This is a genomic window from Streptomyces sp. NPDC054866 (genome assembly GCF_053610745.1).
Genome location: NZ_JBSGZA010000001.1, coordinates 118315 through 136673, shown reverse-complemented (window position 1 = coordinate 136673; position 18359 = coordinate 118315). Strand labels below are relative to the sequence as shown.

Here is an 18359-nt window from a genome sequence, read left to right as displayed (position 1 = left end):
CCTACGGGGTGGCGGTCTGTCCCTGTTGTGCGTCGTTCCCGTCTCCGGTGTCGCCGCCGCTCGACGGGGTCGGCGTCGGAGTCGGGGTGGGGGTCGGCGTCGGGGTCGGGTCCGTCTTCGAACCGTCGTCGTCCCCGGAGTCCGTGCCGGAGCCGGAGCCCTTGTCGGGGTCGTCCTTCGAACCGGAGTCCGAGTCGTTGCCGTTGTCCGGGGTCTGCGAGTTCGTACCGTCCGGCTCCCGCGACGCGCCGCCGTCCTGCTGCGGACCGTCGTCCGTACCCGTGGAAGGACCGTCGGACGGCTGCCCGGAGGGGTCGGTCGAGGGCGTGGGCCGGTCGTCCGACGAGCTGTTCCTGCCCGAGAAGCTGTTGCTGATCGTGGTGCCGTGGCCCCCGCTGAAGTCCTCGCCGGAGACGATCTCGTACGTCGTGATGCCGGCCATGGCGACGCCGAAGACCACCGCGGCCGCGATCAACGGCCGCTTCCAACTCCGGACCTGTGTGCGATGCGTGGTGCCGTGGGTGAACTCGTCCGAGGGCAGCGGTGGCACCGCCGGCTCCCCCGGCACGACCGGGGCCGCCTGCCGCAGCACGCGCGTCGCGTCGTCCCGGGCCACCAGCTGCGTGGCATCGACCGATCCGAGCATCTGCGTCTTCTCGGCATCGGCGTCGGAATCGGCGGCTGCGGCTGCGCCCGCCACCGGCAGCAAGGTCGTACGGTCCGAATCGGCGTCCGCGTCCGCGCCCACGACCGGCAGCACGCTCGTGCGATCCGCGTCAACGGCGGGCGGCAGCACCGAGGTGGCGTCCGGCTCGGCCGTTCTCCCCCATGTCGTCGTCACCGGACCCGTCCCGGTGTGCGCCGCCGCACTCGTGTACGACGGTGCTCTGAACGTCTCCGCCACAGGCGCGCCCGAGCCGTCGGTCAGCGGGACCTGACGCGCCCTCGGCTTGGCCTGCACCGTGACGTCACGTATCTGCTCGCCCGTGCGACGGAAGAAGTGCTGGAAGAGCGTGCCGCCGCAGGTCGCGACGGCACTCACCACGCCGGCGCCGAGGATCGTGCCGTAGACACCGAAGCTCGATGCGAGCTTCGCCGCCACCACAGCGGCCACCGCGCTCCCCGCCACCTGCGGCACACTCAGATCGAGGCGCCGCTTCTCCTTCGGCTCCGTCGAGTCATCCGGCTCCGCCTGGCCCTTCGACTCCTTGTCGGAATCCGGCTTTTCACGCATCTCCGACCCTTGCCTGCCTTTCTCGACTGACTGCACGAGAAAGGGACGTATGGGTGAAGTGGATAGTTCCGTTTCTGGAGTTTCCGTGAAGTGTGCCACTCGTGCACCACCCTGCCCGGGTATCCCGGGGCGCCAACTCCCGTCCCCTGCGAGAACTTCGGCGGCGCGGCGGACCACCCGCGTGGCCCGAATGGAGTACTGTTGCGAGCCCTGGGTCCGGTCTCCCACCTGGGTGCCCGGGGCCTTCCAGGACCGCCGGGAGGGGGCTCGCTGCACAGGGTGACCAAAATGGTCACTGAGAGTTGCGAAGAGGTAACCGTGCCATAACGGCGACCTTGGGCCCATGCCCGACACGCCGGGCAACTCGGCAAGGTTGTGGCAGGCTGCACCCGGGCAGGCCACACTCGACTAGCGGAAGCAGCGACGCACGTGACGTCGGCAGGCACCACCCGGGAGGTCCCCATGCCCGAACTGCGTGTCGTGGCCGTCAGCAACGACGGCACACGGCTGGTGCTCAAAGCTGCGGACAGCACGGAGTACACGCTTCCGATCGACGAGCGGCTGCGCGCCGCGGTGCGCGGCGACCGCCCGCGTCTCGGCCAGATCGAGATCGAGGTGGAGAGCCACCTCCGCCCCCGCGACATCCAGGCGCGTATACGTGCCGGTGCCAGCGCGGAGGAAGTCGCCTCTCTCGCCGGAATCCCCGTCGATCGCGTCCGCCGCTTCGAAGGACCCGTGCTCGCCGAGCGCGCCTTCATGGCCGAGCGGGCCCGGAAGACCCCCGTGCGCCGTCCCGGCGAGAACACCGGACCCCAGCTCGGCGAGGCCGTCTCGGAGCGACTGCTCCTGCGCGGCGCCGACAAGGAAACCGTCCAGTGGGACTCCTGGCGCCGCGACGACGGCACCTGGGAGGTCCTGCTCGTCTACCGCGTCGCGACCGAACCGCACTCCGCGAGCTGGACGTACGACCCGCCGCGGCGGCTCGTGCAGGCCGTGGACGACGAGGCCCGCTCGCTGATCGGTGAGACGGACGACATCGCCGCGCCCGAGCCCAGCTTCCCGTTCGTGCCGCGCATCGCCCGGCTGCCCCGGGACAGGCCCTCGCTCGACCGTCCCCTCGACCGCGCCCTGGACCGGCAGTTGGAGCGCCCGAGCGTGCCGCTGTCCCCGGAGCCTTCGGAGGAGACCGCGGCCACCGGCGCGACGGCCGCCGTCTCCGAGTCGGAGCGGGACTCGCTCACCAGCCTCCTGGAGGCGGTGCCGAGCTTCCGCGGCGACATGATCGTGCCGGAGCGCCCCGTGCCGCAGCCCACGGATCTTCCGCCGGTGCCGGTGCCGGTGGAGGAGCCCGAGCAGGACCCGGAGGCGGAGGAGCCCCCCGCGGCGTCGGCCGGCGCGGGTGCCGCGTACGCGGACGTCCTGATGCCGCGCTCGGTGGCCAGCCACCGCGACCGCCTCGTCGGCACCACCGACCGCCAGGCGGAGGCCGACGGCGTCCGCCCCGGGCGGCGCGCGGCGGTGCCCAGCTGGGACGAGATCGTCTTCGGCACGCGCCGCAAGAAGCAGGAGTAGCACGTCGTCCGAACGGCCGGGGCCCCGCACTCGCACAGTGCGGGGCCCCAGACACGTTCCGTGGGCTACTGCGGATCCGGGCCCTTGGCCACCGGACGGGACTCGTCCGACGACCACTCCGACCACGAGCCGACGTACAGCGACGCCGGGATGCCCGCCACCGCGAGGGCGAGCACCTCGTGGGCGCCCGACACACCTGAGCCGCAGTAGACGCCGACCTCGGAAGTCTCGGACGCGCCCAGGGAGTTGAAGCGTTCCGCGAGGTCGGCGGCCGGCCTGAAAGTGCCGTCCGCCGTGACGTTCTCCGTGGTCGGGGCGGAGACCGCACCCGGGATGTGGCCGCCGACGCGGTCGATCGGCTCGACGTCACCGCGGTAGCGCTCGGCCGCGCGGGCGTCCAGAAGCAGCCCGGAGCGGGCCAGGGCCGCCGCCGCGTCGGCGTCCAGGAGATCCGTGGTGTTCGTCTCGGGGGCGAACGAACCCTCGGCCGCCGGACGCTCGTCGCCCGACTCCAGCGGGCCGCCCCACGCCGCGAGCCCGCCGTCGAGCACCCGTACGGAAGGGTGCCCCGTCCAGCGCAGCAGCCACCAGGCGCGTGCGGCGGCCCAGCCCTGCCCGCCGTCGTACACGACCACGTCCCGGTCCGCGGAGACCCCGGCCGCCCGCATCACCGCTCCGAAGTGCTCCACGTCCGGCAGGGGATGCCGGCCGGCCGAGCCCGCAGGGCCCGCGAGATCCGCGTCCAGGTCGACGAAGACGGCGCCCGGGATGTGCCCCTTCTCGTACTCGGCCCGCCCGTCGAAGGCGGGGGCACCCGCGGCCTTCGCGGTGCTCAGCTGCCAGCGGATGTCCAGGAGCACTGGCGGGTTCTCGCCCGTCAGGTCGCTCGCGAGTTCGGTTGCGGAGATGATGGCGTTCATGGGCCCCATCCTTGCGTACGGGGTGGCCGCGTCGGCCAGGTCCGGCTACCCTGCCGCCGGACGACCGCCGAACACGCGGTGTACGGAACCGGGCACACCGTGTACCGCCGAGCGACACCACTGAGCAATCGCGCGTTTACGGATGAGGAACGGCAAACCGGGCATCCTCGCTACGCGCGTACGAAAGCGGAGCCTAGCGGCCACCATGACGGGCCGAGGAGAGAGTGACGATGACGGAGGCACGGGGGTCGACGGGTCAGCGTGACGGCTCGGGGGCCGTCCGCCGCGCACCCGGCACACCCACCTGGGTGAGCCTGATGGTGCATGGCCTGGCCACGACCCAGGAGTTCTACGGAGCGTTGTTCGGCTGGGAGTTCCGGCCTGGCCCGGAGCAGCTCGGGCCCTACGTACGGGCGCTGCTCGACGGCCATGAGGTCGCCGGGATCGGGCAGCTGCCGCCCGACCACCATCTGCCGATCGCCTGGACGCCGTACCTGGCGTCGGACGACGTGGACGCGACGGCCGAGGCGGTGCGGCACTGCTGCGGCACGATCGGCGTCGGCCCGCTGGACGCGGGCCCGGCCGGGCGGATGGCCATCGCGGTGGACCCCGCGGGCGCGGTGTTCGGCATCTGGCAGGCAGCGGAGCATCTGGGCTCCGCCCTCGTCGGTGAGCCCGGAGCCCCGGCCTGGAACGAACTGGTCACCCAGGAGACCGCGGGCGTCGTCAAGTTCTACCAAGCGGTCTTCGGATACACGGAAGAGGCGGTCGTCTCGGCCGACTTCGACTACGTGACACTCCAGGTCGACGGACGGCCGGTGGCCTCGGTGCACGGCATGGGCCAGGCGCTGCCGCGGGACCGGGGGGCGCACTGGATGACGTACTTCGAAGTCGCCGACGTGGACGAGTCGGTGCGGCGGGTCACCGAACTCGGCGGTCACGTCGTCAAGTCCGCGCAGGCGGGCGCCCATGGGCGGGTGGCCACGGTCGCCGACCCGGAGGGCGCGGTCTTCACGCTCGTGCGCTCGGAGGACTGACTCCGCGAGCCTGCCGTACGTACGGTCACGTTCCGCCGGGATCACTGCCGGGGAACCTGGACCAGAAGTGGTCGACGATGTCTTCGAGGTAACGCCGCCCCGTCTCGCCCGACGCGGCGGCGTTGCCGACCCGGCCGAGGGTGGCCGTCAGGAGGGACTGGTACTCCTGGTGCATGGCCTTGAGGGGGTCCTCCAGGGCGCGGCGCTCCATGGAGAGCAGTTTGGCGATGGGGCGGATGTGCGCCTGCCACCGTGTGTTGACGGCCTCCCCGAGGAGCCGGGCGAGTTCGTCCTCCAGGCCGGTGACGGCCACGAAATCCCGTGGCCCCAGCTGCAGAACGGCCCCGAGGTGGGCCGACTGGCGCCGGTTTCCCGCCCACGTGTTGGTCTCTTCCATGTGCTGGTAGGCGCGCACGTCGAGGCCGGTGGCCCGGGAGACGTCCTCGATGGCGAGCCCGCTCGCGAGACGGTGGTCCCGCAGGGTCCGCGGGGCGCCGATGAGTTCATGGGGCGCGCACCACAAGGCACCGGCAAGCGCGGCGAGCTCGTTCGACGTGGGTACCGCCCTGCCCTGCTCCCATGCGGTGACATGTTCCGGCGACACGTACTCCAGGCCGTACGAGACACGCATGCCGTAGGCGACGTGTCCGGGGGCCATTCCCAGCTTGTCGCGGAGCATCCGGGCAGCCCGGGCGTTGAACGGTGGTGGTGGGTGCACGGGGCCAGACACTATGGAGTTACGGCCGTTAACTCCACGTCACCTGTCGCCTTTGTTTCGGTTTTCGCGTAAGCGTCGCAGTCAAGTTCGTAGGAACCGACAAGAGCTCCCTTGCCCTTTACTGCCCGGTAATGAGGCCGAAGTTGAGGGTGTGACGACCCCCCGTATGATCCGCTCGCGAGGCGCCGCATGTGTGTTCCCCCAAATACCGCTCGCATGCTCTCGGTGCCCCTCCGTCACACGTCCCCATCTGTCGGTCCAGGAGAAACGTTCATGACGACCAGCGCGACAGGCCCGTCCGGGCCGTTCGGCCAGCCAGGCACCGTCGACGCGCCGCCGGTGTATCCCCGCGGCCCGCTCGACCGGTTCTTCCGCATCACCGAACGGGGTTCGACGTACGGCCGGGAGATACGCGGCGGATTCGCCACGTTCTTCACCATGGCGTACATCCTCGTACTCAACCCGATCATCCTCGGCAGCGCCGAGGACAAGTTCGGCAACCAGCTGGACGCGGCCCAACTGGTCACCGCCACGGCTCTCGTGGCCGCGGTGATGACCCTGATCATGGGCGTCGGCGGCAATCTGCCGCTCGCACTCGCCGCGGGCCTGGGCATCAATGCCGTCGTGGCGTTCCAGATCGCGCCGCTGATGAGCTGGGACGACGCGATGGGTCTCATCGTGCTCGAAGGCCTGCTGATCTGCGTCCTGGTGATGACCGGCCTGCGCGAGGCGATCATGCACGCCATCCCACAGCCGCTCAAGCAGGCCATCAGCGTGGGGATCGGCCTGTTCATCGCGTTCATCGGCTTCGTCGACGCGGGGTTCGTCACGCGTGTCCCGGACGCCGCGAACAGCACCATTCCCGTCCAGCTCGGCACCGGCTCACTGACCGGCTGGCCGATGCTCGTGTTCTGCCTCGGTGTGCTCCTGACGGTCGTACTGCTCGCCCGCAAGGTGAAGGGCGCCATCCTCATCAGCATCGTGGTGACGACGGTCCTCGCCGTGATCGTCAACGGGGTCGCCGACGTCAAGTCGTGGGGCCTGACCGCGCCGTCGATGCCCGACAAGCCCGTCGCCGCCCCCGACTTCGCCCTCCTCGGCGACTTCGACCTGTTCGGCTCCTTCGGGCAGGTGAGCGTCCTCACGGTGGTCCTGCTCGTCTTCACCCTCATCCTGTCGGACTTCTTCGACACGATGGGCACCATCGTCGGCGTCACGGCCGAGGCCGGACTCCTTGACGAGCGCGGCCAGGTCCCCGGCCTGGGCCGGGTCCTGCTCATCGACGGTGCGGCGGCCGTCGTGGGCGGCGCGTCCTCGTCGTCCTCCGCCACCACGTACATCGAGTCGGCGGCCGGAGTCGGGGAAGGCGCCCGCACCGGCTTCGCGAACCTGGTCACCGGAGGCCTCTTCGGCCTCGCCCTGTTCCTGACCCCGGTCCTGACCATGGTGCCCATGCAGGCCGCGTCGCCCGCTCTCGTCGCGGTCGGATTCCTGATGATGACCCAGGTCAAGCACATCGACTGGGATCGCTACGAACTGGCGGTACCGGCGTTCCTGACCATCGCGGTCATGCCGTTCACGTACTCCATCACCAACGGCATCGGCGCCGGTTTCGTCGCGTACGTCGCCATCAAGGCCTGCCTGGGCAAGGCCCGCGAGGTCCACTGGCTGCTGTGGGGCACGGCGGCGCTCTTCCTCGTCTACTTCGCCATCGATCCGCTGGAGCAGCTGCTCGGGGTGAAGTGAGCGAAGTGACCCGCTCTGGGGGCTGAGGCGCCGGTCAGGCGGAAGCGACGGGCAGCACATCGGGCGAGAGCGCCGCGGCATGCGCCGTGGCGCTCGTCATCCGGCGCCTGTGGTGACGGCGGCACAGCACCTCGTAACCCACCTCGTCCGCCGCGTGGTTGACGTCGCCGACGACGACCTGAGCACCTTCGACGACCATCACACCGCCTATGGTGCGCGCGTTGTGCGTGGCACGGGCGCCGCACCAGCACAGCGCCTCGACCTGCAACACCTCGACGCGGTCGGCGAGTTCGACCAGCCGCTGCGAGCCCGGAAAGAGCTTGGAGCGGAAGTCCGTGGTGATGCCGAAGGCGAACACGTCGAGGCCCAGGTCGTCGACGACACGGGCCAGTTGGTCGATCTGGCCGGGGGCGAGGAACTGCGCCTCGTCCACGATCACGTAGTCCGCGCGGCCGCCCTGCGAGAGGTGGTCGACGAGATGGGCGTAGAAGTCGAAGTCGTCGGCGGCCTCGATCGCGTCCGTGACGAGGCCGAGCCGCGAGGAGAGCTTGCCCTCGCCCGCGCGGTCGTCACGGGTGAAGATCATCCCCTTCAGACCGCGGGCCGAGCGGTTGTGCTCGATCTGCAGAGCCAGGGTGCTCTTTCCGCAGTCCATCGTTCCGGAGAAGAACACCAGCTCGGGCATGGGGAGTTGAGGCCTTTCGGGACGTGCGGGGGCGGTACGGGTCAGCTGCGGGTCGGCGGTCTGTTCAGGAGCGTACTTCGAGGAGCGGTACGAGCTGCTCGACGGCGGTCATCGAGCCGTGCATGCCGACCAGGGCCGACTCCTTCGGCTCCCTCTCGGTGGCGATGATCGCCACGTCGTCGTGGGCCGCCGCGATGACGTCGCCGATGCGTCCGTACACCCGCTCCTCGACGGCACCGGGCGGGCCGAACCAGCCCGCCGCGATCGCCTCGTCCCGGTTCGCCACCCAGAACTGCTCGCCGAGCACCTCGCGCCAGACGGTCAGGACGTCGTTCTCGGCGCCCGGCACCGCGTACACATGGCGGGCGCGGCCCTCGCCGCCGAGGAGGGTGACGCCCGCGCGCAGCTCCCAGTCCTCGTCGAAGTCGATGCGGGACTGCTCGTCGAAGGGGATGTCGAGCATGCCGTGGTCGGCGGTGACGTACAGGGCGCTGCGCGGCGGGAGTTGCTCGGCCAGGCGCTGGACGAGGCGGTCGACGTACATGAGCTGGCCGCGCCAGGCGTCGGAGTCGACGCCGAAGCGGTGGCCCTTGCCGTCGACCTCCGCGTAGTACGTGTAGACCAGCGAACGGTCGCCCGCGCCCAGTTGCTCGGCCGCGAGGTCCATGCGGTCCTCACCGGAGAGCCGGCCACGGAAGCTGCCGCCGCTCAGCGCGATCTTGGTGAGCGGGGTGTTCTCGAACGTCGGGGACGACACCTGGGCGGTGTGCACGCCCGCCGCGTGGGCCTGCTGGAAGACGGTGGGGTACGGCTGCCACTTGCGCGGGTCGGTCCACGGGTTCCAGCGGAGCTGGTTCATCAGCTCGCCGGTGGCGGGGTTGCGCACGGTGTAGCCCGGCAGCCCGTGCGATGAGGGCGGCAGGCCCGTGCCCACCGAGGCGAGGGAGGTCGCGGTGGTGGCGGGGAAGCCCGCGGTGATCGGACGTCCCGTACCGCCACGTGAGGAACTGATGAGCGAGGTCAGGAAGGGTGCCTCGTCCGGGTGGGCACGGAGCTGCTCCCAGCCGAGGCCGTCGATCAGGAAGACGCAGTTCCGGTCGGCCGGGGCGAGTTCCGGGATGACGGGCGCGAAGCCGTCGACGCCCTGGTGGGAGACGAGCGTGGGCAGCAGGTCGGCGAGCGAACCCGCGCCGTACTCGGGCAGGGGCGCGGTTTCGAGGGCGAGCGGCTGCACGTCGTCCCAGGCGGGCAGGGACATCAGCGCGCGGTGTCCGCGGTCGCCTCGGACAGCGCCTGCGCGAAGGCCAGGGTCTGGCGCACGGCGTCAGGGCCGTCGCCCGCCTCGCTGACCCGGAGGCTGAGGTCGTCGGCGGTGGAGCTGCCGGTGTAGCCGTGGTCCGCCTCGCAGTTGGGGTCGCCGCAGGCTGCGGGCTCCAGGTCGATGCGCGACACGGCGCCCCAGCCGATGGTCAGGACGACCTCGCGGGGCAGCGAGCCCGGCACGTACTTCTCGGGGTTGGCGACGACGCGGCTGACGACGACGGATGAGATCCGGCCGATTTTCACGGACTCCGTGGAGGTCGTCGCGTACGGCGTCGGGGATGTGCTGTCCGCCGCCTGCTCGTCGGTGTGGCTGACGATGAAGCGGGTCCCGGTCAGGACGAGGACCGTCACATGCCGGCGCACTTCGTTCGCGTCGAACGTGGTCTCCTGGTGGACCAGGTACGACCCGATGGCCTCGCCGCCGATCGCGGCCTCCACCGCCTCGGCCACGAGGGCCGGGTAGTAGCCACTGCGCTCGATCGCCGCGCGCAGCCCCTGGGTCGTCGTACCGGTCTTTGCCATGCCGCCCATCCTACGACCCGGCGGAGGGGGCACGGTGCCCCACTGGCCGCCTCAGTACCCGGGCAGGGCGCGCGGACCGAGGTCGTTGCGGGCGGGCGGGGGCGCGAGCCGCACGGAGGCGCCGAGCACGGAGAGGCCCCGCTGGGCGACGACCACGGGCTCCAGGGACACGGCGACCACCTCGGGGTGATCGTCCACGAGGCGCGAGACCCGCTGGAGCAGCTCCTCCAGGGCCGGGGTGTCGACCGGCGCCGAGCCGCGCCAGCCGAAGAGGAGCGGGGCGGTCCGGATGGACCTGACCAGGGAACCCGCGTCACGTTCGGTCACCGGGACGAGTCGGTGCCCGGTGTCGCCGAGCAGCTCGGACGCGGCGCCGGCGAGCCCGAACGAGAGCACCGCTCCGGCCGCCGGGTCGATGACCGCGCGGACGACGGTGTCGACGCCGCGGGGGGCCATCGCCTGCACGACGGGCCGCAGCTCGGCGGGCTTGCCGAAGGCGTCGGTCAACTCGGCGTAGGCCCGGCGCAGTTGTTCCTCATCCGCCAGGTCGAGCCGCACGCCGCCGAGGTCGGCACGGTGGCGCAGGTGCGGGGCCGTGGTCTTGAGGGCCACGGGGTAGCCGAGCGCGCGGGCTGCCGCCACGGCCGCGTCCGGGTCGGGCGCGGGCAGGGCGTCCCGTACGTCGATGCCGTACCGCCCGAGCAGCTCGCGGGCGTCGTCCTGGGCGAGGGTGGCGCCGCGGGGGTCGTCCTGCGCGGCGAGCAGCTCATCGATCCGCCGGGCGGCCCCGCTCTCGTCGATGTCCTCGTACTCATGAACCTTGCCCGGCTCCTTGGCCTCACGCCGCCATTGCGCGTACTTCACGGCTTCGGCGAGGGCCCGGACGGCGCGCTCGGCGGCGGGGTAGGCGGGGATGCGGTACGGCTGCGCCGGGCTCGGGCGGTCCTGGACCTCGGACTCCCCCGCCCTCGCCGCTGCCACCGGGGGCGCCGACGCTGCTGCGGGCCGGGCGTGCGTGGCCGCGGCTACGGGCGCCGCCGCTGTGGGCAGGCGTCCCGCAGGGCGATTGGGGTCTCCCCTGCTCGAACGCAGTTGAGAGCTTGGGGAAGGGTGGGCACAGCCCTCGCTGCCGGGCACAGTTACAGCTGCGTCGGGGCGAGTGCGGGTCGCGGCGGCCAACGCTTCGGCGAGTCCGCCGAGTTCCACGTGCACCACGGCTACAGGCTTCGCGGGGCACCCCACAGCGGCGGCATGCAGCTCCCCGGCGAGCGTCTCGGGGGACGCCGTGGTGCCGTCCTCCCCCACCCAGGGGATCGCCGTGACGATCACGGCATCGCAGGCGTCGTCAGACAACGCGTCGGCCAACGCGGCGCGGAAGTCCCCGGGGGTCGCCCCCGTGGTCAGATCCACCGGCGGCATCGGCCGAAGCCCATCGGCGACGCACGCGTCGTACGTGAGAAGCCCGAGCGACTCGGAGTTGCCGAGAATCGCCACCCGCGGCCCCGCAGGCAACGGCTGCCCCGCGAGCAGCAGCCCCGCATCCACCATCTCGGTGACGGTGTCGACCCGGATCACCCCCGCCTGGCGGAGCAGCGCCGACACCGTGGCATGCGGAAGCCGCGTGGCCTGCACCGCGTGCCCGGTGGGCGCGATCCCGCTGTGCCGCGCCCCCTGCACCACGACCAGCGGCTTCGCCGTCGCCGCGCGCCGGGCGAGGCGCGTGAACTTGCGCGGGTTGCCGATGGATTCGAGGTACATCAGGGCGACATCGGTGTCCGGGTCCTCGTACCAGTACTGGAGGACGTCGTTGCCGGACACATCCGCGCGGTTGCCCGCGCTCACGAAGGTCGAGAGGCCCGCGCCACGCCGGTGCAGACCGGAAAGCAGCGCGATGCCGATCGCGCCGGACTGCGTGAAGAGACCGATCCGGCCGCGCTCGGGAGGATGCGGGGCGAGCGACGCGTTGAGCCGCACATCCGGCGACGTATTGATGACCCCGAAGGCGTTCGGGCCGAGGATGCGCGTGCCGTACGACCGCGCCTGGCGCACCAGTTCGCGCTGCCGCTCCCGCCCTTCAGGACCGCTCTCCGCGTATCCGGCGGAGATCACGACGAGCCCGAGCACCCCGCGCTCACCGCACTCCGCGACGGCCTGCGGCACCCGCTCGGCGGGCACGGTGACGACGGCGAGCTCGACGGTCTCGTCGATGTCCCGCACGGAGCGGTACGCGGGCGCTCCGTCCACCTCGGTGCCCTGGTCGAACGCACTGTTCACCGCGTACAGCCGCCCCGTGAAGCCCGCCTCGCGCAGGTTCCGGAGCACACTGCGCCCCACGCCCCCCGGCGTGCGCCCGACGCCGATCACGGCGACCGACTTCGGCGTGAGCAGCCGCTGCACGGACCGCGCCTCGGCCCGCTGCTCACGGGCGCGCTGCACGGCAACGGAGCGGTCCGTCGGCTCCAGATCGAATTCGAGACGTACGACGCCGTCCTCGAAGCTGCGCTTCTGCTGATAGCCCGCGTCCGTGAAGACCTTGATCATCTTGGTGTTGGCGGGCAGCACCTCGGCGGCGAAGCGGCGGATGCCGCGCTCCCTGGCGACGGCGGCGATGTGTTCGAGGAGCGTGGAGGCGACACCCCTGCCCTGATGCGCGTCCTGCACGAGGAAGGCGACCTCGGCCTCGTCGGCGGGCGCGCTGGCGGACATGCCGCGCTCGTCGATGCGGTCGAAGCGCACGGTGGCGATGAACTCGCCGCCCACGGTCGCCGCGAGACCCACCCGGTCCACCTGGTCGTGATGGGTGAAGCGGTGCACGTCCTTGGCGGACAGGCGGGGGTAGGGCGCGAAGAAGCGGTAGTACTTCGACTCGTCGGAGACCTGTTCGTAGAAGCTGACCAGGCGCTCCGCGTCCTCGGCCGTGATCGGCCTGATCCGGGCGGTGCCTCCGTCACGCAGGACGACATCGGCTTCCCAGTGGGAGGGGTATGCGTGCCGGTCCGACGGGGTCTGCATGGGCCCAGGGTACGGGTCGCGGGGGCGCCTTGGCCGGGGCAGGCTAGGAGACGTCGAAGGGCGGGACGTGGGCCCCGTGGCGCGAGGACGTACGGTCGACGGAGCACGGACCATCGGTCGGCACGGTACGGACCTACGGCCGGCGGAGCACTCGTGACGGCATGAGACACTGGTCTAGACAAGTGTGAGACATCTGGAAGGGCAGCAACACATGGCTGAGCGCCGCGTCAACGTCGGCTGGGCCGAGGGCCTTCACGCCCGACCCGCCTCCATCTTCGTCCGCGCGGCCACCGCCGCCGGCGTCCCCGTGACGATCGCCAAGGCTGACGGCAACCCCGTGAACGCCGCCTCCATGCTCGCGGTGCTCGGTCTGGGCGCGCAGGGCGGCGAGGAGATCACCCTCGCCTCCGACGCCGAGGGCGCGGACGCCGCTCTCGACCGTCTGGCGAAGCTGGTCGCGGACGGCCTCGAGGAACTCCCCGAGACCGTCTAGTAAAGACTGATACTCATACACCGAAGGGCCCGCCCGAAATAGGGGCGGGCCCTTCGGTGTTTTTTTCTGCTTCGGGCAGCGGAAATAATGCCCCGACGGAATACCCTGTCGAATAGCACTTCTTTGTATACGGCGCTTCTGTTAAAGGCGCAGACCCGCCGTGTTTACGGAATGTTGCGAACCCCTCACAGCCGAGAGATTGCGCCCGAAGCGCAGCCGGTGCGCGGACGTCGTCCGTTCCGTGTGGGCGGCGGTGAGCGACCTGGCCCTTTCCGCGTCCCCGCGAGCGACGGCGTCGACGATCGCGGCGTGCTCGGCCCAGGCCTCCGCGGGGGCGGCCGACGTCTCGACCACGTACATCCAGGCGATCTTGTGCCGGAGCTGCGTGAGCAGTGCCGTGAGGCCCTGGCTGCCGGACGCCTGGGCGAGCGTCTCGTGGAACCAGCCGCCCAGGGAGCGCAGATCCTCGCTCTGACCGCGCCTCGACCGCTCCTGGCCGAGCCTGACGAGGCCGCGCAGGACCTTCAGGTGCGCCTCCGTGCGGCGCTGTGCGGCGCGGGCCGCGCCCAGCGGCTCCAGGAGCGCGCGTATCTCCAGGAGGTCGGCCGCCTCCTGTTCGGTGGGCTCCGCGACGCACGCGCCCGCGTGCCTGCGCGTGACGACGAACCCCTCGGCCTCCAGGGTGCGCAGGGCCTCGCGCACGGGGACGCGGGAGACTCCATAGCGGCGCGCCAGCAGTTCCTCGGTGAGCCGGCCACCCCGTTCGTAGACACCGGAGACGATGTCGTCCCGGATGGCCGTGCATACCGAGTGCGCGGGAATGCGCATGACTGACCTCCGCCTTAATCCCCGCGAAACGCGGTCGATCGACGCCTGTTCAGCGACTCTATTGCAGAACGGCTGAATTTCCGACGGTCGACCGAAATCCAGGGATACTTTTAGCCAAAGGAGATACGGGAACGGCGAAAGCCCCGGCTCTCGACGAGCCGGGGCTTTCGTTGAATCAGTGCGCTTCGCGCGTCCGCCTGGATCGGCGTGGATCACGCGACCGCCCGGGATCGGCGTGGATCAGACGTTGACGCCGTGCGAGCGGAGGTAGGCGACCGGGTCGATGTCCGTGCCGTAGTCCGCGCCGGTGCGGGCCTCGAAGTGGAGGTGCGGGCCGCTGGAGTTGCCGGTGGAGCCGGAGAGGCCTATCTGCTGGCCCGGGGTGACCGCCTGGCCGACCGTGACACCGAGGGACGACATGTGGCCGTACTGGGTGTACGTGCCGTCGTTCATCTTGATGACCACGTTGTTGCCGTAGGCGCCGCCCCAGCCGGCCTCGACGACGGTACCGGAGCCGACCGCGTGGACCGAGGTGCCGGACGCGGCGTGGAAGTCGACGCCGGTGTGGCTGCCGGAGGACCACATGGCGCCGCCGGTCTGGTAGCCCGTGGAGATGGACGAACCGGTGATCGGCGACACGTAGCTGTTGAGGCGCTTGCGCTCGGCCTCGCGAGCGGCACGCTCCTTGGCCTCGCGCTCCTTCTTGGCCTTGGCCTTCGCCTCGGCCTCGGCCTTGCGCTTCGCCTCCGCGGCCTTCTTCTTGGCGGCCTCTTCGGCCTTCTTGGCGGCTGCGGCGTCGTCGGCGGCCTGCTGCTGGGCAGCGGCCTGCGCGTCGATGCTCTGGGCGAGCGAGTCGCCCACGGAGATCGCCTGGGTCAGGCCGGTGTGCTCAAGGGCCGCGTCGTCGGCGGCGAGCGCCGGAGCGGCCAGGCCTCCGATGACACCAGTGGTGGTGAGGGCGGCGACGCCCGCCACGTTCGCGGTCGTACGCGTGAGGCGGCTCGGGCGACGGTGCTTCCCGGTGGCACGGGTGAACGCCATGAAGCGGCTGATCCTTTCCTTCCTTCTCGCCTACCGGGTTAGCTGACGGGTTCGGAGCAGGAAGGTCTCCTACGAGTCCCTCACCTCACGGCGAGGTTCCCGATTCACCCCAAGGGGACATGTGGGTCCCCGGCTCCCCTGGCTCGCGCCGTACGGGGACTCGGCGATGACCGTCCGGTGCCGCGGGTGCGGCGTACTGCATGACGAACAGCCGGACCAGACGCTAAGCGGGGCGTCTTTCAAACGACAAACGGATCAGAGCTTTTGTAGCGCACGCCACAGGTCAGACACGTAACCTCCATAGCAATTCGGACATATGAGGACCCCAGTGGCATTTTCTCGCCACTGGGGTCCCGATATGTCCTGACTGTCACTCAGCTCGCAGTCACCCCGCGCTCACCCCGTGACCACACTCACTTCACCGATGCCGAGCGCCCTGACGGGCTCCTCGATCTGCGCGGCGTCACCGACGAGCACCGTGACGAGACGGTCCTCGGGGAAGGCGCTCACCACGGCGGCTGTGGCCTCCACGGTTCCGGTGGCGGCCAACTGGCGGTACAGCTGGGCCTGGAAGTCGTCCGGCAGGTGCTGCTCGACCTGGTCGGCGAGAGTGGCCGCGACGGACGCCGCCATCTCGTACTTGAGCGGGGCCACACCCACCAGGTTCTGGACAGCCACATCGCGCTCGGCGTCCGTCAGGCCGTCGGCCGCGAGGGTGCGCAGGACCTTCCACAGGTCGTCGAGGGCCGGGCCCGTGGACTCGGTGTCCACGGAGCCGCTGATGGCGAGCATCGCGGCTCCCGTAGCCCCCTCCGGGGAAGAAGGTGCGGCGGAACGCAGGACCTGGGCGAACGCCCGTACGCCGTAGGTGTATCCCTTCTCCTCGCGCAGGACGCGGTCCAGGCGTGAGGTGAGGGTGCCGCCCAGGCAGTACGTGCCGAGCACCTGCGCGGGCCAGACGCGGTCGTGCCGGTCCGGTCCCACGCGGCCGATGAGCAACTGCGTCTGGACGGCGCCAGGGCGGTCCACGATGACGACACGGCCTGTGTCGTCCGCGATCACCGGGGGCACCGGACGCGGCTCGGCGGTGCCGCCCGTCCAGGCGCCGATGGTGTCGGCGAGGACGGCGTCCAGGTCGATGCCGGTCAGGTCGCCCACGACGACCGCGGTCGCCGTGGCGGGGCGCACGTGCTTCTCGTAGAAGGTGCGCACCGCCGCCGAGTCGATGGCCGTGACCGTCTCCTCGGTGCCCTGGCGGGGGCGCGACATGCGTGAGGTCGCCGGGAAGAGCTGCCGGGAGAGCTCCTTGGCGGCGCGGCGCGCCGGGTTCGCGGCCTCGTGCGGGATCTCGTCCAGGCGGTTGCGTACGAGGCGTTCGATCTCGCTGTCCGCGAAGGCGGGGGCGCGCAGGGCGTCGGAGAGCAGGCCGAGCGCCTTCGGGAGGCGGGAGACCGGGACTTCGAGTGAGACGCGGACGCCGGGGTGGTCGGCGTGCGCGTCCATGGTGGCGCCGCAGCGGTCGAGTTCGGCGGCGAAGTCCTCGGCGGAGTGTTTGTCCGTGCCTTCGTTGAAGGCCCTCGCCATGATCGTCGCGACGCCGTCAAGGCCCTCGGGCTCGGCGTCCAGCGGCGCCTCCAGGTGGACTTCCACGGCGACGACCTGCTGGCCGGGGCGGTGGCAGCGCAGCACGGTGAGGCCGTTGTCCAGGGTGGCGCGCTCGGGCGCGGGGAAGGCCCACGGCCGTGCGGTGCCCGCCTGGGGCTGCGGGTGGAACTGCATCGTTGCGGCCTCGGTCACTTCGCGGCCTCCTCTTCGTCCTCGTCGGTGGCTTCGTCGGCCTCAGGGGCGATGGGCTCGTACACGAGCACCGCGCGGTTGTCGGGGCGCAGACGGGCCGCCGCGGCCGCCTTGACCTCTTCCGCGGTGACGTCAAGGACGCGCCCGACGGCGGTGAGGGCGAGCTGCGGGTCGCCGAACAGGACGGCGTACCGGCACAGTTCGTCCGCGCGGCCCGCCACCGTGGAGAGCCGGTCGAGCCACTCGCGCTCCAGCTGTGCCTGGGCGCGCTCCATCTCCTCCTCGGTGGGGCCCTCTTCCGCGAAGCGGGCGAGCTCCTCGTCGACGGCGGCCTCGATGACGGGGACCTCGACGTCGCCGGACGTCTTCACGTCGAGCCAGCCGAGCGAGGGGGCTCCGGCGAGCCGCAGCAGGCCGAATCCGGCCGCAACGGCGGTGCGGTCGCGGCGCACGAGGCGGTTGTAGAGGCGGGACGACTCGCCGCTGCCGAGGACCGTGAGCGCCAGGTCGGCCGCGTCACACGCGCGCGTGCCGTCTTCGGGCAGCCTGTAGGCGGCCATCAGGGCGCGGGCCGGGACCTCTTCCTCGACGACCTCGCGCAGCTCCTTGCCGATGATGTCGGGCAGCGAGCCGTCGCGCGGCGGCTGCTTGCCGTCGTGCGAGGGGATGGACCCGAAGTACTTCTCGACCCAGGCGAGGGTCTGCTCCGGGTCGATGTCGCCGACCACGGAGAGGACGGCGTTGTTGGGCGCGTAGTACGTACGGAAGAAGTGCCGCGCGTCCTCCAGCGTCGCCGCGTCCAGGTCGGCCATGGAGCCGATCGGGGTGTGGTGGTAGGGGTGGCCCTCGGGGTACGAGAGGGAGGTCAGCTTCTCGAAGGCCGTGCCGTACGGGACGTTGTCGTAGCGCTGGCGGCGCTCGTTCTTGACGACGTCCCGCTGGTTCTCCATGGATTCTTCGTCGAGCGCGGAGAGCAGCGAGCCCATGCGGTCGGCTTCCAGCCACAGGGCCAGCTCGAGCTGGTGTGTGGGCATGGTCTCGAAGTAGTTGGTGCGCTCGAAGCTCGTGGTGCCGTTGAGCGAACCGCCGGCGCCCTGCACCAGCTCGAAGTGGCCGTTGCCCTGCACCTGCTTCGAGCCCTGGAACATGAGGTGCTCGAAGAGGTGCGCGAGGCCCGTACGCCCCTTGACCTCGTGGCGCGAGCCGACGTCGTACCAGAGGCAGACCGCGGCGACCGGGGTCAGGTGGTCCTCGGAAAGCACCACACGCAGGCCGTTGGCCAGCCGGTGCTCGGTCGCTGTCAGGCCGCCGGAACCGGCCTCGGCTGTGGCCGTGTGACCCATGGGCATGTACGTCCCTTCGATCGCGAAAAGCTGGAAATTCTGCCAGTCCTGCCACTGTATGCAAGCGTGCCGACAACCTGTGAAGTTC

Annotated in this window: 15 protein-coding genes and 1 riboswitch; of the genes, 4 read left to right on the top strand and 11 right to left on the bottom strand. The window is 71.0% G+C overall.

From position 1 onward, the window contains the following. Position 1: 1 nt before the first annotated feature. Positions 2-1234: a hypothetical protein gene (locus ACWGI2_RS00545; protein ID WP_453692755.1), complete on the bottom strand. Its 1233-nt coding sequence runs from the start codon at positions 1232-1234 to the stop codon at positions 2-4. 462 nt (positions 1235-1696) lie between these two features. Between ACWGI2_RS00545 and sepH the strand changes: the two genes are divergently transcribed. Then, positions 1697-2806 carry a septation protein SepH gene (gene sepH / locus ACWGI2_RS00540; protein WP_453393895.1) on the top strand — a complete coding sequence of 370 codons (1110 nt, stop codon included), beginning with the start codon at positions 1697-1699 and terminating at the stop codon, positions 2804-2806. Positions 2807-2871: 65 nt separating this feature from the next. Here sepH and ACWGI2_RS00535 read toward each other — a convergent pair whose 3' ends face one another. Further along, positions 2872-3726: a sulfurtransferase gene (locus ACWGI2_RS00535; protein ID WP_453692753.1), complete on the bottom strand. Its 855-nt coding sequence runs from the start codon at positions 3724-3726 to the stop codon at positions 2872-2874. A gap of 230 nt (positions 3727-3956) precedes the next feature. Between ACWGI2_RS00535 and ACWGI2_RS00530 the strand changes: the two genes are divergently transcribed. Continuing rightward, complete coding sequence (locus ACWGI2_RS00530) at positions 3957-4763, top strand: VOC family protein (RefSeq protein WP_453393893.1); 807 nt, start codon at positions 3957-3959, stop codon at positions 4761-4763. A 25-nt stretch (positions 4764-4788) separates the two neighbouring features. On the opposite strand, the gene ACWGI2_RS00525 is transcribed toward ACWGI2_RS00530, so the two are convergent. Next, complete coding sequence (locus tag ACWGI2_RS00525; RefSeq protein WP_453692751.1) at positions 4789-5481, bottom strand: helix-turn-helix domain-containing protein; 693 nt, start codon at positions 5479-5481, stop codon at positions 4789-4791. A 273-nt stretch (positions 5482-5754) separates the two neighbouring features. Here ACWGI2_RS00525 and ACWGI2_RS00520 point away from each other — a divergent pair, with 273 nt between their 5' ends. Then, a complete protein-coding gene (locus tag ACWGI2_RS00520) occupies positions 5755-7227 on the top strand; it encodes an NCS2 family permease (protein ID WP_453393891.1) in 1473 nt (490 codons plus the stop codon). A 34-nt stretch (positions 7228-7261) separates the two neighbouring features. Here the strand turns inward: ACWGI2_RS00520 and ACWGI2_RS00515 are convergent, their stop codons facing one another. The 4 genes from ACWGI2_RS00515 to ACWGI2_RS00500 all read right to left on the bottom strand — a co-directional run bounded on the left by ACWGI2_RS00515 (position 7262) and on the right by ACWGI2_RS00500 (position 12769). Further along, complete coding sequence (locus ACWGI2_RS00515; RefSeq protein WP_453393890.1) at positions 7262-7912, bottom strand: thymidine kinase; 651 nt, start codon at positions 7910-7912, stop codon at positions 7262-7264. A 64-nt stretch (positions 7913-7976) separates the two neighbouring features. Further along, positions 7977-9170 carry an alkaline phosphatase family protein gene (locus ACWGI2_RS00510; RefSeq protein ID WP_453692749.1) on the bottom strand — a complete coding sequence of 398 codons (1194 nt, stop codon included), beginning with the start codon at positions 9168-9170 and terminating at the stop codon, positions 7977-7979. Then, entirely contained in the window at positions 9170-9757 is a 588-nt protein-coding gene (locus tag ACWGI2_RS00505) for a DUF5998 family protein (protein WP_160507647.1), read from the bottom strand. The genes ACWGI2_RS00510 and ACWGI2_RS00505 overlap by 1 nt, the downstream gene beginning before the upstream one ends. Before the next feature lie 51 nt (positions 9758-9808). Next, complete coding sequence (locus ACWGI2_RS00500) at positions 9809-12769, bottom strand: bifunctional acetate--CoA ligase family protein/GNAT family N-acetyltransferase (RefSeq protein WP_453692747.1); 2961 nt, start codon at positions 12767-12769, stop codon at positions 9809-9811. A 211-nt stretch (positions 12770-12980) separates the two neighbouring features. Between ACWGI2_RS00500 and ACWGI2_RS00495 the strand changes: the two genes are divergently transcribed. Then, positions 12981-13262, top strand: a complete 282-nt coding sequence (locus tag ACWGI2_RS00495) for an HPr family phosphocarrier protein (protein WP_160507645.1) — start codon at positions 12981-12983, stop codon at positions 13260-13262. A 141-nt stretch (positions 13263-13403) separates the two neighbouring features. Here the strand turns inward: ACWGI2_RS00495 and ACWGI2_RS00490 are convergent, their stop codons facing one another. From ACWGI2_RS00490 to ACWGI2_RS00475, 4 genes are all read right to left on the bottom strand, one after another. Then, on the bottom strand, positions 13404-14090 hold the full coding sequence (locus ACWGI2_RS00490) for a GntR family transcriptional regulator (RefSeq protein WP_453393887.1): 687 nt from the start codon (positions 14088-14090) through the stop codon (positions 13404-13406). A 240-nt stretch (positions 14091-14330) separates the two neighbouring features. Continuing rightward, entirely contained in the window at positions 14331-15131 is an 801-nt protein-coding gene (locus ACWGI2_RS00485) for a M23 family metallopeptidase (protein WP_160507643.1), read from the bottom strand. Between the two features lie 12 nt (positions 15132-15143). After that, positions 15144-15307, bottom strand: a riboswitch (cyclic di-AMP (ydaO/yuaA leader). A gap of 220 nt (positions 15308-15527) precedes the next feature. Further along, complete coding sequence (locus ACWGI2_RS00480; protein WP_453393886.1) at positions 15528-16928, bottom strand: M16 family metallopeptidase; 1401 nt, start codon at positions 16926-16928, stop codon at positions 15528-15530. Continuing rightward, positions 16925-18271, bottom strand: a complete 1347-nt coding sequence (locus tag ACWGI2_RS00475) for a M16 family metallopeptidase (protein ID WP_453694609.1) — start codon at positions 18269-18271, stop codon at positions 16925-16927. Before ACWGI2_RS00475 ends, ACWGI2_RS00480 begins: the two co-directional genes overlap by 4 nt. Between the last annotated feature and the right edge of the window lie 88 nt (positions 18272-18359).

Coding starts and splice junctions, on each gene's coding strand:
- ACWGI2_RS00500 (WP_453692747.1), bottom strand. CDS start 12,769: ATGCAGACCCCGTCGGACCGGCACGCATACCCCTCCCACTGGGAAGCC.
- sepH (WP_453393895.1), top strand. CDS start 1,697: ATGCCCGAACTGCGTGTCGTGGCCGTCAGCAACGACGGCACACGGCTG.
- ACWGI2_RS00520 (WP_453393891.1), top strand. CDS start 5,755: ATGACGACCAGCGCGACAGGCCCGTCCGGGCCGTTCGGCCAGCCAGGC.
- ACWGI2_RS00475 (WP_453694609.1), bottom strand. CDS start 18,271: ATGGGTCACACGGCCACAGCCGAGGCCGGTTCCGGCGGCCTGACAGCG.
- ACWGI2_RS00510 (WP_453692749.1), bottom strand. CDS start 9,170: ATGTCCCTGCCCGCCTGGGACGACGTGCAGCCGCTCGCCCTCGAAACC.
- ACWGI2_RS00490 (WP_453393887.1), bottom strand. CDS start 14,090: ATGCGCATTCCCGCGCACTCGGTATGCACGGCCATCCGGGACGACATC.
- ACWGI2_RS00495 (WP_160507645.1), top strand. CDS start 12,981: ATGGCTGAGCGCCGCGTCAACGTCGGCTGGGCCGAGGGCCTTCACGCC.
- ACWGI2_RS00505 (WP_160507647.1), bottom strand. CDS start 9,757: ATGGCAAAGACCGGTACGACGACCCAGGGGCTGCGCGCGGCGATCGAG.
- ACWGI2_RS00535 (WP_453692753.1), bottom strand. CDS start 3,726: ATGAACGCCATCATCTCCGCAACCGAACTCGCGAGCGACCTGACGGGC.
- ACWGI2_RS00545 (WP_453692755.1), bottom strand. CDS start 1,234: ATGCGTGAAAAGCCGGATTCCGACAAGGAGTCGAAGGGCCAGGCGGAG.
- ACWGI2_RS00515 (WP_453393890.1), bottom strand. CDS start 7,912: ATGCCCGAGCTGGTGTTCTTCTCCGGAACGATGGACTGCGGAAAGAGC.
- ACWGI2_RS00530 (WP_453393893.1), top strand. CDS start 3,957: ATGACGGAGGCACGGGGGTCGACGGGTCAGCGTGACGGCTCGGGGGCC.
- ACWGI2_RS00485 (WP_160507643.1), bottom strand. CDS start 15,131: ATGGCGTTCACCCGTGCCACCGGGAAGCACCGTCGCCCGAGCCGCCTC.